Below are 15,801 nucleotides of genomic sequence, written 5' to 3'. Positions count from 1 at the left end.
AAGTCGATGAACCGTGCGCCGGCGCCGTCACCGGGTTGCACCGTTGTCGTTCGATGTGAGGTAACGTTCGTCACCGCAGTTGTGAACCTTCACACAGTCCCCACCGGAGCCAAAACGATGTGCCAGCACCTGATCCCCTGCCCTCCAGCCGATGCCACCGACCGTGAGGCCGCGCTCACCATCGCGACCTTCCGGGAGCAAGGATGGAGCCTGCTCTGCAACGGCGTCATCATCTTCGAGGACACCGGTGAGCTGCTGCCGGACGGCACGATGATCGAGCCGCACCGCGGACCTGCAGTGCACGCCCTGGCCGCCTGAGCAATCCCCCAACACGCGACGCAGCGTAATCAATCGACGACTACGACAGCGGCGCAGGCCGCGATCGACGACGACCGCGACCTGCGCGACCGATTCAGTCCTCGAAGGCCTCGGGCGACGGACAGGAACACACCAGGTTCCGGTCCCCGTAAGCCCCGTCGATGCGCCGAACCGGCGGCCAGTACTTCGCCGTCCGGTCCACGCCCTCCGGGAAACCGGCAACGGAGCGTGAGTACGGATGCGTCCACTCGTCGACCGTCACCGACGACGCGGTGTGCGGCGCGTTCGCGAGGGGGTTGTCCCCCGCCGGCCACTCCCCCGCCGCGACCTTGTCGATCTCGCCCTTGATGGCGATCATCGCGGCGATGAACCGGTCCAGTTCGGCCAGGTCCTCGCTCTCGGTCGGCTCCACCATGAGGGTGCCGGCGACCGGGAACGACATGGTCGGCGCGTGGAATCCGTAGTCGATCAGCCGCTTGGCCACGTCGTCGACGCTCACGCCGGTGGCCTTGGTGATCGGCCGCAGGTCGAGGATGCACTCGTGGGCGACGAGACCGTGCTCGCCCGCGTACAGCACCGGGTAGTACTCCCGCAGCCGGGCCGCGACGTAGTTGGCGGCCAGCACCGCCGTGGCGGTCGCCGCGGTGAGGCCGTCGGGGCCCATCATCCGGATGTACGCCCAGGAGATCGGCAGGATGCCCGCCGACCCGTGGGCCGCCGCCGAGACGGCGTGGTGGTCGCCCTGCAGCACCGGGTCGCCCGGCAGGAACTCGGCGAGGTGCGCGCCGACCGCGACCGGGCCGACACCCGGGCCGCCGCCACCGTGCGGGATGCAGAACGTCTTGTGCAGGTTGAGGTGCGACACGTCGGCGCCGAACCTGCCGGGCCGGGCGTAGCCGACGAGCGCGTTCAGGTTGGCGCCGTCCACGTACACCTGGCCGCCGGCCTCGTGGACCTTGGCGCACAGGTCGGCGATGCCGGTCTCGTAGACGCCGTGGGTGGACGGGTAGGTCACCATGATCGCGGACAGCGCGTCGCGGTGCTTCTCGATCTTCGCGTCCAGGTCGGCCAGGTCGACGTTGCCGTCGGCGTCGCAGGCCACCACCACGACCCGCATGCCGGCCATCACGGCGCTGGCGGCGTTGGTGCCGTGCGCGCTGGACGGGATCAGGCAGACGTCACGGTGGGCCTCGCCGCGGGAGCTGTGGTAGCCGCGGATGGCGAGCAGACCGGCCAGCTCGCCCTGGGAGCCGGCGTTGGGCTGCACGGACACCGCGTCGTAGCCGGTGATCTCGGCGAGCCAGGTCTCCAGCTGGGCGACGAGGTGTTCGTACCCCTCGGTCTGGGACGCGGGGGCGAACGGGTGGATGTTCGCGAACTCGGGCCAGGTGACGGCTTCCATCTCGGTGGTGGCGTTCAGCTTCATCGTGCAGGAGCCGAGCGGGATCATGCCGCGGTCGAGGGCGTAGTCCCGGTCCGAGAGCTTGCGCAGGTAGCGCAGCATGCTGGTCTCGGAGTGGTGGGTGTTGAACACCGGGTGGGTGAGGTACTCGGTGGCGCGGCCCGGCAGCCGGTGCACCGGGAAGACGCCCTCCGAGTCGGCGCCGAACGCCGCGACCACGGCGGCCACGTGCTCGCCCGTGGTGGTCTCGTCACACGACACCGACACCCGGTCGGCGTCCACCAGCCGCAGGTCGATGCCGCGTTCGGCGGCAGCGGCGACGATCTCGGCGGCCCGGCCCGGCACGACGGCGGTCACCGTGTCGAAGAAGTCCCCGGCGGGCACGTCGATACCGGACTCGCGCAGCGCCCCGGCGATCCAGCAGGCGTACTCGTGGGTCTCCTCGGCGATCCGGCGCAGCCCGGCGGGGCCGTGGTAGACCGCGTACATGCTGGCCATCACGGCCAGGAGCACCTGGGCGGTGCAGATGTTGGAGGTCGCCTTCTCGCGGCGGATGTGCTGCTCACGGGTCTGCAGGGCGAGCCGGTAGGCCCGGTTGCCGTCGGCGTCCTTGGACACCCCGACGAGGCGGCCGGGCAGCGACCGCTCCAGGCCGGCGCGCACCGCGAGGTATCCGGCGTGCGGGCCGCCGAAGCCCAGGGGCACACCGAACCGCTGCGTGGTGCCGGCGGCGATGTCGGCCCCGATCTCCCCGGGAGTACGCAGCAGGGTCAGCGCGAGCAGGTCGGCGGCGACGGTGACCAGGGCGCCCTTGGCGTGCGCGGCCTCGACCAGCGCCGCGTGGTCACGGACGGCGCCGGACGCTCCGGGGTACTGCAGGTGCAGGCCGAAGTAGTCCTCCGGCAGCTCCTCGGTGTCGAGGTCGACCAGGACGATCGTGATGCCGAGCGGTTCGGCGCGGGTCCGCAGCACCGACAGGGTCTGCGGGAAGGTGTCGGCGTCCACGGCGTACACGCTGCTCTTGTTCTTGGAGGAACGGCGCGCGAGCGTCATGGCCTCCGCGACCGCCGTCGCCTCGTCGAGCATCGAGGCGTTGGCCGTGGTCATGCCGGTCAGGTCGGTGACCATGGTCTGGAAGTTGAGCAGGGCCTCCAGGCGGCCCTGGCTGATCTCCGGCTGGTACGGGGTGTACGCGGTGTACCAGGCGGGGTTCTCGAGGACGTTCCGCTTGATCACGGCGGGCGTGACGGTGTTGTAGTACCCCAGGCCGATCATCGGGGTGGCGAGCACGTTGCGGCCGGCGATCGCGCGCAGCTCGGCGATCGTCTCCTCCTCGGAGGCGCCGGCCGGCAGGTTCAGCTCGCCCCGGAACCGGATCGAGGGCGGGATGGCCGCGTCCATCAGCTCGTCGACCGAGCCGTACCCGATGGCCTTCAGCATCTGGGTCTGCTCGTCGGCGTCCGGGCCGATGTGACGGGAAACGAACGGGGACGTCATGGGCGACTCCAAGCGTGAGAAGGTCGGAGAAACAGACCTCCCCCTCTGTCATACCCAGACATCGGGTACTTCAGAGTCGCCTGCCCACGCGGTTCGCTTTGCCTGAAAGTTTCCGGGGAGGATTTGCCTCTTCGGCGCCCTGTGGCTCCAGGGTCTCTCCCGCATGGGTGTTGCCGGCAAGAGTCAACCTACCAGCGAACGGGGGCGGGACCGGGAGTCCTAGGGTGTGCGATGTGACGTACACCCCTGCCGCCGACCGCTACGCCGAAATGATCTACCGGCGTGCTGGTCGCAGCGGTCTCAAGCTCCCCGCCATCAGCCTGGGCCTCTGGCACAACTTCGGCGACGGCCGTCCCGCCGACCGCCAGCGTGACATCGTCCGCCGTGCCTTCGACCTGGGCGTGACCCACTTCGACCTGGCGAACAACTACGGGCCGCCGCCGGGCAGCGCCGAGACGAACTTCGGCCGGATCCTGGAGGCCGACCTCAAACACCACCGCGACGAGCTGATCATCTCGTCGAAGGCGGGCTACACCATGTGGGACGGCCCGTACGGCGACTGGGGCTCCCGCAAGTACCTGGTCTCGTCGCTGGATCAATCGCTGAAGCGGATGGGTCTGGACTACGTCGACGTCTTCTACCACCACCGGCCCGACCCGGAGACGCCGCTCGAGGAGACGATGACCGCGCTGGACGCGATCGTCCGGTCCGGCAAGGCGCTCTACGTCGGCATCAGCAACTACAGGAGCGAGCAGGCCGCGCGGGCCGCCGACATCCTGCGCGAGCTGGGTACGCCGCTGCTGATCCACCAGCCGTCGTACTCGATGCTGAACCGGTGGATCGAGCACGACCGGCTGCTCGACACCCTGGAGGCGGCCGGGGCGGGCTGCATCGCGTTCAGCCCGCTGCAGCAGGGTCTGCTCACCGACCGTTACCTCAAGGGCATCCCGGACGACTCGCGGATCCGGACCAGCGTGTTCCTCAACGAGAGCGCGCTGGACAACAAGACCCTGGCACGGCTGCACGCGCTCAACGACGTCGCGAAGCGGCGCGGGCAGACGCTGGCCCAGTTCGCGCTGGCCTGGGCGCTGCGCGACGAGCGGATGACCAGCCTGATCATCGGCGCGTCGAGCGTCGAGCAGCTGGAGAACAACGTGGCCGCGCTGGGCAACCTGAGCATCGACCAGAGCGAGCTGGACGAGATCGACGCGACGGTGCTTGACCTGTAGCCGTACCCTGCGGCGTCATGATCGACTTTGTCGAACGGCACACCGCTCTCGCGGTCGTGGTCGGCTCCCGGGCGTACGGTCTGCACCGCCCGGACTCCGACCACGACCGCCGGGGTGTGTTCGTCGCGCCGACCCGGGCGTTCTGGACGCTCGGCAAGCCGCCCACCCACCTGGACGGGCCGGCCGAGGAGCAGTTCTCCTGGGAGTTCGAGCGGTTCTGCACGCTCGCGCTGCAGGGCAACCCGACGGTCCTCGAGGTGCTGTGGTCCCCGCTCGTCGAGTCGATCACTCCCGACGGCGCCGACCTGCGGGGCGTCCGGCACGCGTTCCTGTCGCAGCGGGTCGCCGACACCTACGGCAGCTATGCCCGCGACCAGCTCACCAAGGTCGCGAACCGGCGGGAACGGACCGGCGAGGTCAACGTCAAGCAGGCCATGCACATGATCCGGTTGCTGATGGCCGGCGCCCACGTGCTGCGCACCGGCGAGGTGCTGGTCGACGTCTCCGCACACCGGGAAGACCTTCTCTCGGTACGCCGTGGCGAGCGCCGGTGGCCGGAGGTCGCCGCGTGGGCCGGCCGGCTCCAGGAGGAACTCGCCGAGGCTGCCGCGCACACCACCCTGCCCCAGCGGCCGGACGTCGATGCCGTGGACCGGGTTCTGGTAGCCGTACGAGAAAGGAATCTGCGGTGACCCTCGACATCCCGCACTGGGCCGCCGAGGCCGCCACCGCCCTGCCGTATCCCCTGCTCTTCGCCACCGTGAGCGGCGCTCACCTGTACGGTTTCGCCTCCCGCGACTCCGATCTGGACCTGCGCGCGTCGCACGTGCTGCCGCCGGGCGAGGTGGTGGGCCTGCGCACCGGGCCGGACACACTGCAGGATTCCGGCGTCCGGGACGGCGTCGAACTCGACGTGGTCAGCCATGATCTGCTGAAGTTCGCGAAGCTCCTCAACAGCCGCAACGGTTACGTTCTGGAGCAGCTGCTGTCACCGCTCGTGGTCGTCACCTCGGACGTGCACGCCGCGCTCAAGGACCTCGCGCCTGGGCTGATCACCAGCAACCACGCCCACCACTACCTCGGGTTCGCGGCCACCCAGGAACGCCTCTACCACAAGACCGGGCAGCTCAAGCCCGCCCTCTACACGCTGCGGGTGCTGCTCACCGGCATCCACCTGATGCGCACCGGCGAACTCGAGTGCGACCTCGGCGTGCTCGGCGCGACGATCCCCTACGTGCCCGAGCTGATCGCCACGAAGCGTGAAGCCGAACACGGGCCGTTACCGGCATACGCGGCGGCGCGGCTCGCGGCGGACGTCCCGGCGCTGCGCGCCGACCTCGAGGAAGCCAGAGATCGAACCCACCTTGCGGGGTACGCCGATGCGAGCGCTGTGGCGGCGCTCCACGACATCGTCGTCCGCACCCGGCTCGGAGCATCAGCAGATGACCGGTGACGAGATCGCGGCCGTGGGCCGTTACGCGCAGCGGACGCACGCCGTGGCCGGCGGCGACCATCATGTCGCCTCGCGGCTCGGCGCCTGGCTGCCGCGCTCGCCACCAAGGTCAGCTGGGCCATGCCGTTCGACATCACGAATGCCGGATCGCTGGGCGCCGGCAGCGCCTGGACGTCCGGCTGTCGGTGGTCCTGCGGTCCCCGAAGTACGGCCACCAGGCGTACGTGGCCACCACGGCACAGGCCGGCGACGTCATCGTGCACGAGGTGCCGGTCTTCTCGGCCTGGGTCAGCGAGCCGGAGGACGTCCCGGGGGCCGATCGTCAGTGGTGACCGGCTGCAGGTCGCCGGCCGGTCCGTAGAACAGGTGGTCACGCAGCTCATGCCGGCTCAGGGCGGCCGGGTCCCCGCCGGAGACGACACGGAACGGCTGGTCCGCGATCCGGGCGTGCAGTGCGGAGAACGGCCAGGCCGCCCCGAAGAGCCGCCGCAGCCGGGCCATCGTCGCCACGTCACCGGGCGGGACACGGTCGATCCAGATGTCGGCCTCCCGGGGCAACTGCCACGAACAGCGCGCCGGGCTGCGCGGACATCCGGGCAGGTGATGGTCGACGTCGCGGCGCTGCGTCAGCCACCAGTCGTCATCGATCGTCACCTCGCCGTCCGGCACCACCGACAGGGCCGTGCCCCGCAGTGTCACGGGCAGCCGGACGCCGTGGTCCTCGACGTAGTGGATCAGGGTCTCCGGCCAGACGTAACGTTCTCCATCGGTCAGGAGGGCGTTCGTGGCGCGCCGCCCGCACAGCAGGCAGGTGGAGAGGCTCGGCGACGCCACGAAACAGGTGCCGGACCGTAGATAGCCAGCCGTCTCGAGGTCGGGTTCGCCACTCACGAACGCGCAGACGTCCACCGCTCCGAAGTGCCCGATGGCGCGCAGTTCCACGGCCGAAAACCTATCGGCACACGGGAACGGCGTCACTACCATCGGGCGGCATGACTGCGGTACGGGATGCGATCCGGCGTGGCGACCTCGGCCGGCTCTCCGCCCATCTCGGTGTGGACGAATGCACCCCGGACGTCTTCCGGCTGCTGGTCCGGCACGACGACCCGCTGGTACGGCATCTCGGCCTCGACCGTCTGCGGGCCCGGCTCTCCCGCGATCGGACCGGTGGGTCCGCATACGCCGGGCTGCTCCCGCGGAACCTCGACGGGCCACCGGAGACGGCGCTGCTGCTCGCCGATCTGTACCAGCGGCTCGGGCGGGACATCGCCCAGTCGCCCTCGCACTCCGCCTTCCCCTCCCAGCGCTCCTCGCCCTCTTGGCGAGGCGCCGGGCTGCCGGCTTCGGTACGGGTCGCCTGGTTGCGGGCCGAGATCCACCACCATCCGTCAGCGCTCCGCGACGAACCGGCGGGCGAACAGCTCTACCAGGCGGTCGCCGACCTCACCGTCACCGACGCGGCCCAGCCCGACGACCTGATCCGCGAACTGGCCGCCTCCGGCGATCCGGTCCTGCACAGCGCGGCGCTGCGGGTGGCCCGGGAGGCGCTGTACGCGGGCCTGCTGTCCCCGGCCCGCGCCCGCGAACACATCGGCGGACTGCTCTCGTCCCGGCCCTTCCCGCTACAGACATCACCCGAGGGCGAGCACCGCTCCCCCACACCACTCCCACATCTGCAGAACGAACGGTCTTCCCCGCCGCGGCCTCTCCACGGGCTGCTTGATGCCACGAGTGTCGGGGTTACCGCTGCCGCCCTTCGGGAGCTGGCCGAACCGTGGGCAGCGCTCGATCCACTGCCTCGGCATCGCATCCGTCCGTATCTCACCGCGGGGTCGCCGGACCCCGCTGTGATCGAGGCCGCGGTTCTGGCGGCGGCCCGGCACGGCCACGGTGACCTGCTGCGCGACGCCGTCGCGGACGAGGCGATGCCGCCACGGGCGCGGCAGGAGGCGCTGCGGGCGCTCGGTGAGCTTGCCGGGCGCGAGGCCATCCCGGAGATCATGGGGCACGCCATGGCCGACCCGCTGCTGTTCGGTCAGGCCGCGACGGCGTGCCTGCGATCGATGCACCGGCGCGGCGTGTTCCCGGGCGACAGCGACGCGCCGGCGATCGTGGCGATGGCCCTCGCCGACCACACCGTCGCCGCGGACGAGGTGGCCACCATCCTTTACACGTGCCGGCGTACGGCGTTCGACGCGCTGATCGGCACGGAACCCGGCGACCCGCTGTGGCCGCGGCGGCTGGCGCTGCTGACCGGTCTCGCCGAGCAGGGCGGTGACGACCTGCCGATCGGTGAGGCGATCACCGCCGTACTGCCGGTGGCCGCCGGCCCGGAGCCGTTCCTGGCCGCGATCGGGGAGCTGCGGCACCTCCCGGCCGAGACGGCGGTGCTGGACCTGCTGCCGCGCGCACCCACGGCAGCGTTGCGGGCTCTCGAGGCCATCGGCGGAGCCCCGACCGTGGCAGCGCTGTCCGACGGCCTCGGCATGAACCCGGCAGGCGACCGTGGGATCGCCGTTCACCTGCGGGCGGTTCGGGGCCGGGCGCTGGAGCTGCTGTGGCACCTCAGCGACAACCCCACCCTCCGGCAGTCGATCATGTCCCGGTTGAACCCGCGTGATCTTCCGTCCCGGATCGCGACCGACCTCGGCGCCGCCGATCCTCGCGAGCTGGCCCTGCTGAGCGCCGCCGCCGATCCGGGTGACCCGGCGCAGGCACTGATCATGCTGGCCCGCAACGGCGACACCTCCACCCTGCCGATGCTCACCGACATCCTGCTGCGTCTCGTCGCCGACCTGGCGGCACCCTCCATCCCGCCTTCCGCCGATCCGGGCGCGGCTACCCCCTCCCACCACAGCGCCTCCGCCGCCCCGCCCGACACCCGCGCCGCCAGTCCCGCTGCCTCCCACCACGGCACCTCTGCCGCCCTTTCCCATCCCCGCGCGTCCCGCCCGGATTCCGGTGGCTCGGCATACTCCGGCGGGGATTCCGGGGAGAAGCGGCCGGCCGCTGAACCCGCTGTGCCTGACGAGGTCGTCGCTGCGCTGCGCGGGTTGGGGCGCCGGCTTCACGAGCGTGGCAAGCTGCGGCCGTACTGTCTGCGTGCGGCGGACGGCCCGGACCAGGCCGGGGACGCGCTCGTCGCGACCATCGCGCTGGATCTGCTGGAACGGCCCGGCCTGTCCAGCGGCGAGCAGGTCGTTCTCCTGGAGCTGCTGCGGCGGGCGCCCTACCCGGGAACGCGCGCCCGGGTGCACCGGATGTTGCGGCACCGGGACCGGCACGTACGCAAACATGTCATCGCTCTGCTCGCCGGCGCGGACGCCCTGTCGGCGAGCCTGATCGTTCTGTCCACCGCCCGGGACGCGCAGACCGTCCGGCAGGCCGTTCTGGCGCTCGGGGAGACCCGGGCGCACTGGGCGGCCCCGGCGATCGCGGCCTGCCTGGAACACCCGGCCATGAACGTCAAGAAGACCGCCGCCGAGGTGCTGGCCGTCGCGGGTACGCCCAGTGTGGTGCCGCGCCTGCTGTTCTGGCTCGGTCACCACGACAATCCGGGCCTGCGGACGTCGCTCGTCGAGGCGTTGCGGGCGATCCTCGGTGACGCCTACGCCGCCACCGTTCTCGCCGCGGCCGAGCAAGCGGGCGAGCAGGCGGCCGAGCAGGCGCGCGGCGACCGTACCCGCGAACTGCTCCTCCGCGCCCTCGGCTGCTCACTGTCGGCGCGGGCGGTCGCGGCCCTGGACCGGCAGGGTTCGCCGGTCGCGTCGCTGTTGCTCGGCATGGTTGTCGACGGCCGGATCCGGTTGCGTTCCGGAAGCGTCGCGGAACTGACCGCCCGCGGTGTCCCCGCCGTCGCCGACGACGACGCCGGCGTGCTGGCGCTCGACGGCTGGGACGACGCGACCGCCCGGCGTCTGGTGGCCCGCCCGGTCGAGGATCTGAGCGCCGGACAGCGGGAACGGCTGCGGCCGCTGCTCGCCGACTGGCTGCGGCTGGCCGATGCCGAACCGGCCGCGCTCCCGTTCGCGCTGCGGATCTGCCCCGCGCCCTGGACGGACGCCGAGATCGGCACGTACGCCCGGGAGGCCGGGACGCTCGCCGACGGCCTGGCCGGTACGTCCGGCGCCGACCGTGACGACCTCCTCGCCGTGCTCGAAGCGGTCGGCCCGGTCCTGGACGCCGCCCGCGCGCTCGACGTCGTCCTCCGGATCCGCGCGGCCGCGCCAATGGCAGCCGGCCGGCGGTCCACGCTGCCGGTGCTGCGGCGGTGCGGCGCCGTCCTGACCCGCGCCGACGTGGACCATGCCCTCGCGGCGGCCCGGCTGGGCCCCGACCCGTGGACCGCCGAGCCCGCCGTCCTCCGCGAAGCCTTCGCGCCCGCCGTGACTCCCCCACCCGTTGCCGAGGTCAGGGCCTGGCGGGTCGCTGTGGAAGCCGCCGCCCGCACGCCACAGGCCCTTGCCGCGTTCCTGGCGCATGACGACCAGGCGATCGCGTCGCGGGACCGCCTCGATGCGCTGATCGAGGTGTTTCCGTCGGCCGACGGTGCGGTACGGGCCGCGCTGCTGGACTGGATGGGAGCTCTCCAACCGGTCGGCGCGCCAGGGTGGACCATCGCCGAGGAGGCCCGGCGGCCCGCACCGCTGACCCGGACACCGCGGGACGGTGACCTCGACCAGCCTCGGTCGGCCGCGCAGCGGGATCGCCTGCTCGCTCAGCTCGGCTCGGACGCCGCAGGCAGGCGGGACGCGGCCGCCGCGGAGCTGCGGGACTGGCCCGAGCCGGAGATCCGGCGGGCGGTGCTGCTCGCGTACCTGCACGGACGAGCCGAGGTGCCGGTCACCGCCGGGCTCGCTCGTGCCCTGACCGGCCTCGGCGAGGCGGATTTTCCGAGCGAGGACGTACGGGAACGGGCCGCGCGCCTGGCGCTGCACCTCGGCGCCGACGACGTGCACCGCCTGCTGCCGATGCTGATCCGATGGTGGGAGCACGGCGGAGCGGCCACCCGTGCGGCGGTGAAGCAGGTGGTGTGGCATCACGCCGACACCGTCGCCGCTCTCCTGCGGGACCGTCTCGATGCCGGGAGCACCGGGTTCCTGGACCTGATCACGGGCGTGCCGTTGCTGCGTACCCCGGCCCTGGAGCAGACCGACCGTTCTCTCACTGTCGTGGACGGCCCGTTGCGCAACCCGGAAGCCGCCCTCGACGACGCCGCCGCGCTCGCCGCTCTCCGCGAGCGCCCGCACGCCTCGGCTGACGACGGCTCCTCCCGGGAAGATCTGATCGAACTGATCCGTACCGGTCACCCCGAGCAGGCCCGGCAGGCTCTCACCACCCTCGCGGAAGCCCACGAGGACGGCCGCGCCGACGGCACCGACCTGACGGCGCTGCTGGCGGAGCTCCTGCGCCGCCCGGAGAAGCGGCTGCGCCTGCACGCCCACCGGATCGGCCGCAAGGTCCTGGACCGTGCCGTCCACCTGGAGCAGACGATGCTGCTGCTGGACGATCCGGACCCCGGGCTGGTGCGGTCGGCGGTCCGGGCGCTCGGCCACGCCGGGTACCGTCCCGCGATCCCGGCACTGGTCCGGTTGCTCACCCACCGTCAGCCCACGGTCCGGCGTACGGCAGACGATGCTCTGATCTTGATCGGTCAACCGGCGATTCCCGCGCTGACGTCCGCGGCCCGGCATGCCCGCCCGGACCGGCGGCGCCACTACACCGCCGTGCTGGACCGGATCACCGGGCGCGCGGACGTTTGACCCGCGTCGCGGTGGCACCGGCCGGGATCCGCTGGAAAGATCGGCTCCATGGAATACCGGTATGTCGGGAACAGCGGCCTGCGCGTGAGCGAACTGTGCCTCGGGACGATGACCTTCGGCAAGGAGGCGGACGAGGCGGCGTCGCACGCGATCCTCGACGCCTATGTGGAGGCCGGCGGTGACTTCATCGACACCGCCGACGTGTACTCCGGCGGCGCCTCCGAGGAGATCATCGGCCGCTGGCTGCCGTCGCGGCGGCGGGATTCCCTGGTGGTGGCCACGAAGGGGTTCTGGGGCACCGGCGACGCCGCCAACGATCACGGGGCGTCCCGCAAGCACCTGGTCGCGGCGGTGCACGAGAGCCTGCGGCGGCTCGGCACCGACTACATCGACCTGTACCAGCTGCACTGCTTCGACGAGTCGACACCGATCGAGGAGACCCTGTCGACGCTGGACCAGCTGGTCCGTACCGGGCTGGTCCGTTATCTCGGGGTCAGCAACTATGCCGCGTGGCAGCTGCAGAAGTCGGTGGACGTGGCCCGGTTCCGTGGGTGGGAGCCGTTCGTGGCGGCGCAGCCGCTCTACAACCTGATCGACCGGGACATCGAGCACGAGCTGGTGCCGGTGTGCCGCAACGAGGGGGTCGGCATCATCCCGTGGTCGCCGATGCGGGGCGGCTGGCTGACCGGCAAGTACCGGCGCGGCATGACGGCGGCGCCGGCCGGCACCCGGTGGGACGGCGACCAGCAGCCGTGGCTCGGCAACTGGGAGAACAGCGTCGACGAGCGGACCTGGACGGTCACCGACACGCTGCTCGCCGTCGCCGGCGAGACCGGCCGGACCGCGGCGCAGGTGGCGTTGCGGTGGCTGCTGCAGCGGCCCGGCGTGACCGCCCCGATCATCGGCGCGCGGACCGTCGAGCAGCTCACCGACAACCTGGGCGCGACCGGGTGGGCGCTCGGCGACAAGCACCTGGAGCAGCTCACCGCCGCCGGGGAGCAGCAGGCGCCGTACCCGCACCCGTACCTCGCCCGCTCTCCCCGGCAACGCCGGTGAAGACCCTCACCACCCGGGACTGGGACGCCGGCGCGGGGAAACTGCGCCGGCACGAGGAGGTCCAGTTCTCCGGGCTCGACCTGTGCGAGACCGACCTGGAGGGCGTCGAGTTCTCCGGGTGCGTGTTCCGCGACGCCCGGTTCAACTGCTCGCAGCAGTCCGACGTGGCCTACCTGAACTGCCGTTTCGTCAACTGCACCTTCTTCGACGCCACGTTCACCGACTGCAAGACGGTGGGCAGCTCGTTCGAGGGCTGCACGTTCGACCTGACCACCGTCGACGGCGGCGACTGGTCGTTCATCACCCTGCCGCGAGCCGATCTGGGCAGCGCCACCTTCACCGGGGTACGGATGAGGGAGGCCGACCTGACCGCGGTGCGCTGCCGCAACGGCACGATGCGCGGGCTGGACCTGTCCGCCGCCCAGCTCACCGGCGCCGACTTCACCGGCTGCGACCTGCGCGGCACCGACCTGCACGCGTTCGACCCGCGGAACGTCGAGCTGCGCGACGCCGTGATCACCGCCGACCAGGCCGTCGTCCTCGCGATGTCCCTGGGCCTGCAGATCCGCGACGCCTGAGGGGGCCTCGTCATGACCGCCACCGGAACCCTGATCGGCGACGGCCTGCGCCCGGGCGCCGTGTTCGCGCCGCCCGGCCTGCGGCTGACCCGCGTCCACCGCCTCGACCAGGAGGGCACCGAGGCGGCGGGCCAGCCACCGGTCTGGACGGTGCTCGACTTCGAGACCGACGACCCGGACGGCACCGCCGAAGCCCTGGCGGCGGCGCTGAACCCGGACGGCGGCTGGTACGCCGACCTGCGCAACGGCGCCGAACGCATCGTCGTCTTCGCCGATCGGATCTTCCGCTACGGCCCCGGCGACGACCGGATCCGCGAGGCGGCCCGCGCGTACGGCAGATCCGCCGGCGTCCCCGAACACCAACTCGACTGGGAAGGCTGACCCGCGGGTACAGCTCAGCAGTCGTCCTGGCGCCAGCGGCCGTCCTCGCGGGTCCACGGTTCGGCGTCCTGGTTGATCGCCTTGATCGCGTAGGTGTAGGTGACCCGGGCCAGGTCGCCGGAGACCTTCGCGGAGTACGTGGCCAGCGGCAGCGCGCTGCCGTACATCTTCTCCGCCGCACCGGCGATCGCGGTGAACTCCGCCTCGGACATCCGCTTGCGGCATCGGCCGGACAGCAGACCGTACGCCGTCTTCGCGTCCCCGGTCAGGAAGGCGTCGCTGTAGGCCTGCACGGCGGCCCGCAGCTCGTCGTCCGAGGTGCCCGCCGTCGCAACCGGTGCGGGAGCGCTGCTCTGCGGAGCGGCCGTGGCCGGGGAAGTCGCCGCGGGCGCGGTGGTGTCCTCGGCCGCCCCGCACCCGGCCGCGAGGACACCGACGGCCAGGCCCACCACCGTGATCTTGAAACGCATCTGAAGATCTTGCGTCATCGACCGGTGTCGAGAGAGTCTGGGCACCTCGACCCCCCGATCGCCGCTGGCTGGAGGAGCTGATGTCCGGGCCTGTTCCGTCGCCTTCCCTGGCGGTGCCGCCGCTGTTCGCCGCGCTGGACGGGGCCCGCAGTGTGCTCCTGGCCGGCGCCGGTGGAGGCTTCGACGTGTACGCCGCCCTGCCGCTGGCCGTCGCCCTGTGGGACCGGGGCGTGACCGTCCACCTGGCGAACCTGTCGTTCACCCCGCTGGAGACGCTGGACCTGGACGCGTGGCTGGCGCCCGATGTGGCCGCCGTCGTCCCCACCACCCACGGCCCGGACGAGTACTTCCCGGAGCGGACCCTGTCGCGGTGGCTGGCCGCCCACGATCTCCCTGCGACGGTGTACGCGTTCCCCCGCACCGGGGTACGGCCGCTGCGGGCCGCCTACCGGCATCTGACCGGCGAACTCGGCACCGACGCGATCGTGCTGGTCGACGGCGGCACCGACATCCTGCTGCGCGGCGACGAGACCGGCCTCGGCACCCCCGTGGAGGACATGACCAGCCTGGCCGCGGTCGCCGGTGTGGACGTGCCGGTGAAGCTGGTGAGCTGCCTCGGCTTCGGCATCGACGCCTACCACGGGGTCGTGCACACCCAGGTCCTGGAGAACCTGGCCGCACTCGACCGGGACGGCGCCTACCGGGGCGTCCTGTCCATTCCGGGCGCGAGCCGCGAGGCGGCCCTCTACCGCGACGCCGTCGCCGACGCGCAGCAGGCGACCCCGATCCGGCCGAGCATCGTCCAGGGCCAGATCGCCGCGGCGACCGCGGGCGCGTTCGGCGACGTCCGGTTCACCAGCCGCACCGCCGGCAGCACCCTGTTCGTCAACCCGCTGATGGCGGCCTACTTCACCGTCGACCTGGCCGGCCTCGCCGCCCGCAGCCTCTACCTGGACCGCATCGAACAGACCACCGACATGCACCAGGTCGCCACCCGGATCGGCGCCTTCCGCGAACAGATCACGCCCCGCCCACCTCGCACCTTCCCCCACTGATCAGCCCTCCCCCTCTGGTGAAGTCCAGGAGACAGCCTGTGCGTGCAGACCATCCCGTCGATCAGCTTGTCGTGGCGCTCGAAGGCGACCCGGCGGCGGCGATCATCAAGGCGATGCTCTCATCGGCGAGTGGGAGCGCGTCGTCGAGCGCGCGTGACGGGAGGACCGCCGCCATGGCACGAGTGGTCATGCAGGCGGTGGTTCCCGCTCGACGACCCGGACGCCGTCGTGCAGGGCGACCGGGTCCTGCACCTGCACTACACCGTCAAGCGGTAGTTCTCCTGGCCGGGGCGGCAGGCGTAACGCTTCGTGGGTGGGGCTGCCCGGCGCGGCGGTGTAGGTCACCAGGGTCTGGTCGGGTGCACCGGCCACGGCCAGGGTCTCGTACCCGAACTCCATCTCGCCGACCAGAGGATGCCGCACCACCTTGGCCCCGGACGTCTTCTCCCGGACCCGCTGCGCCGCCCACATCCGCGCGGAGTCGGGGCTGCCGATCGTCAGCTCGCCGACCATGGCGGCCAGCACCGCGTCCGACACGTTGCGGCCGATCTGGTCGCGTACACCGTGTCCCGGCCCCGCCACGGCAAGCTGCGCCAGCTC

The 15,801-nt window shown here is 71.8% G+C and carries 15 protein-coding genes and 1 riboswitch; of the genes, 10 read left to right on the top strand and 5 right to left on the bottom strand.

The annotated features are described in order from the left end of the window. The first annotated feature begins 117 nt into the window (after positions 1–117). Positions 118–318: a DUF5999 family protein gene (locus ACZ3II_RS34005; RefSeq protein ID WP_465523060.1), complete on the top strand. Its 201-nt coding sequence runs from the start codon at positions 118–120 to the stop codon at positions 316–318. Between the two features lie 94 nt (positions 319–412). Here ACZ3II_RS34005 and gcvP read toward each other — a convergent pair whose 3' ends face one another. Then, positions 413–3,217, bottom strand: a complete 2,805-nt coding sequence (gcvP, locus tag ACZ3II_RS34000) for an aminomethyl-transferring glycine dehydrogenase (protein ID WP_465523058.1) — start codon at positions 3,215–3,217, stop codon at positions 413–415. 79 nt (positions 3,218–3,296) lie between these two features. Continuing rightward, positions 3,297–3,389, bottom strand: a riboswitch (glycine riboswitch). A gap of 61 nt (positions 3,390–3,450) precedes the next feature. Here gcvP and mgrA point away from each other — a divergent pair. The 4 genes from mgrA to ACZ3II_RS33980 all read left to right on the top strand — a co-directional run bounded on the left by mgrA (position 3,451) and on the right by ACZ3II_RS33980 (position 6,231). After that, the gene (gene mgrA, locus ACZ3II_RS33995) at positions 3,451–4,446 is read left to right on the top strand and encodes an L-glyceraldehyde 3-phosphate reductase (RefSeq protein WP_465523056.1); all 996 of its coding nucleotides are present in this window, start codon (positions 3,451–3,453) and stop codon (positions 4,444–4,446) included. A 17-nt stretch (positions 4,447–4,463) separates the two neighbouring features. Continuing rightward, on the top strand, positions 4,464–5,138 hold the full coding sequence (locus ACZ3II_RS33990; RefSeq protein ID WP_465523054.1) for a nucleotidyltransferase domain-containing protein: 675 nt from the start codon (positions 4,464–4,466) through the stop codon (positions 5,136–5,138). After that, a complete protein-coding gene (locus tag ACZ3II_RS33985; protein ID WP_465523052.1) occupies positions 5,135–5,899 on the top strand; it encodes a nucleotidyltransferase domain-containing protein in 765 nt (254 codons plus the stop codon). The genes ACZ3II_RS33990 and ACZ3II_RS33985 overlap by 4 nt, the downstream gene beginning before the upstream one ends. A 185-nt stretch (positions 5,900–6,084) precedes the next feature. Further along, the gene (locus ACZ3II_RS33980) at positions 6,085–6,231 is read left to right on the top strand and encodes a hypothetical protein (protein ID WP_465523050.1); all 147 of its coding nucleotides are present in this window, start codon (positions 6,085–6,087) and stop codon (positions 6,229–6,231) included. Here ACZ3II_RS33980 and ACZ3II_RS33975 read toward each other — a convergent pair. Then, the gene (locus ACZ3II_RS33975) at positions 6,188–6,841 is read right to left on the bottom strand and encodes a hypothetical protein (RefSeq protein ID WP_465523048.1); all 654 of its coding nucleotides are present in this window, start codon (positions 6,839–6,841) and stop codon (positions 6,188–6,190) included. The two genes, ACZ3II_RS33980 and ACZ3II_RS33975, sit on opposite strands and share 44 nt — an antisense overlap. A gap of 50 nt (positions 6,842–6,891) precedes the next feature. Here ACZ3II_RS33975 and ACZ3II_RS33970 point away from each other — a divergent pair, with 50 nt between their 5' ends. From ACZ3II_RS33970 to ACZ3II_RS33955, 4 genes are read left to right on the top strand one after another with little or no spacing between them, the layout of a single operon-like run. Beyond that, entirely contained in the window at positions 6,892–11,661 is a 4,770-nt protein-coding gene (locus ACZ3II_RS33970) for a HEAT repeat domain-containing protein (RefSeq protein WP_465523046.1), read from the top strand. A gap of 48 nt (positions 11,662–11,709) precedes the next feature. Beyond that, complete coding sequence (locus tag ACZ3II_RS33965; RefSeq protein ID WP_465523044.1) at positions 11,710–12,717, top strand: aldo/keto reductase; 1,008 nt, start codon at positions 11,710–11,712, stop codon at positions 12,715–12,717. Beyond that, entirely contained in the window at positions 12,714–13,295 is a 582-nt protein-coding gene (locus tag ACZ3II_RS33960; RefSeq protein WP_465523042.1) for a pentapeptide repeat-containing protein, read from the top strand. The genes ACZ3II_RS33965 and ACZ3II_RS33960 overlap by 4 nt, the downstream gene beginning before the upstream one ends. 12 nt (positions 13,296–13,307) lie before the next feature. Then, on the top strand, positions 13,308–13,676 hold the full coding sequence (locus ACZ3II_RS33955) for a hypothetical protein (RefSeq protein ID WP_465523040.1): 369 nt from the start codon (positions 13,308–13,310) through the stop codon (positions 13,674–13,676). 14 nt (positions 13,677–13,690) lie between these two features. Here the strand turns inward: ACZ3II_RS33955 and ACZ3II_RS33950 are convergent, their stop codons facing one another. Then, entirely contained in the window at positions 13,691–14,146 is a 456-nt protein-coding gene (locus tag ACZ3II_RS33950; protein ID WP_465523038.1) for a nuclear transport factor 2 family protein, read from the bottom strand. Between the two features lie 80 nt (positions 14,147–14,226). Here ACZ3II_RS33950 and ACZ3II_RS33945 point away from each other — a divergent pair, with 80 nt between their 5' ends. Beyond that, on the top strand, positions 14,227–15,201 hold the full coding sequence (locus ACZ3II_RS33945) for a DUF1152 domain-containing protein (protein WP_465523036.1): 975 nt from the start codon (positions 14,227–14,229) through the stop codon (positions 15,199–15,201). Positions 15,202–15,262: 61 nt separating this feature from the next. On the opposite strand, the gene ACZ3II_RS33940 is transcribed toward ACZ3II_RS33945, so the two are convergent. Further along, positions 15,263–15,391 (bottom strand): hypothetical protein, encoded by a 129-nt coding sequence (locus ACZ3II_RS33940; protein WP_465523034.1) that lies wholly within the window; start codon positions 15,389–15,391, stop codon positions 15,263–15,265. Continuing rightward, positions 15,388–15,783, bottom strand: coding sequence for an MmyB family transcriptional regulator (locus ACZ3II_RS33935; RefSeq protein ID WP_465523032.1), 396 nt, complete (start codon positions 15,781–15,783; stop codon positions 15,388–15,390). Before ACZ3II_RS33935 ends, ACZ3II_RS33940 begins: the two co-directional genes overlap by 4 nt. Positions 15,784–15,801 lie beyond the last annotated feature (18 nt).

The organism is Actinoplanes sp. NPDC019969 (assembly GCF_055562375.1).
Note: the sequence above shows the minus strand (reverse complement) of the source record. Positions and strands in the feature narration are given on the sequence as shown.

Excerpts from the sequence above, each read along its gene's own strand:
- ACZ3II_RS34005 (WP_465523060.1), top strand. The coding sequence starts at position 118 with ATGTGCCAGCACCTGATCCCCTGCCCTCCAGCCGATGCCACCGACCGT.
- gcvP (WP_465523058.1), bottom strand. The coding sequence starts at position 3,217 with ATGACGTCCCCGTTCGTTTCCCGTCACATCGGCCCGGACGCCGACGAG.
- ACZ3II_RS33990 (WP_465523054.1), top strand. The coding sequence starts at position 4,464 with ATGATCGACTTTGTCGAACGGCACACCGCTCTCGCGGTCGTGGTCGGC.
- ACZ3II_RS33970 (WP_465523046.1), top strand. The coding sequence starts at position 6,892 with ATGACTGCGGTACGGGATGCGATCCGGCGTGGCGACCTCGGCCGGCTC.
- ACZ3II_RS33965 (WP_465523044.1), top strand. The coding sequence starts at position 11,710 with ATGGAATACCGGTATGTCGGGAACAGCGGCCTGCGCGTGAGCGAACTG.
- ACZ3II_RS33955 (WP_465523040.1), top strand. The coding sequence starts at position 13,308 with ATGACCGCCACCGGAACCCTGATCGGCGACGGCCTGCGCCCGGGCGCC.
- ACZ3II_RS33950 (WP_465523038.1), bottom strand. The coding sequence starts at position 14,146 with ATGCGTTTCAAGATCACGGTGGTGGGCCTGGCCGTCGGTGTCCTCGCG.
- ACZ3II_RS33945 (WP_465523036.1), top strand. The coding sequence starts at position 14,227 with ATGTCCGGGCCTGTTCCGTCGCCTTCCCTGGCGGTGCCGCCGCTGTTC.
- ACZ3II_RS33940 (WP_465523034.1), bottom strand. The coding sequence starts at position 15,391 with ATGACCACTCGTGCCATGGCGGCGGTCCTCCCGTCACGCGCGCTCGAC.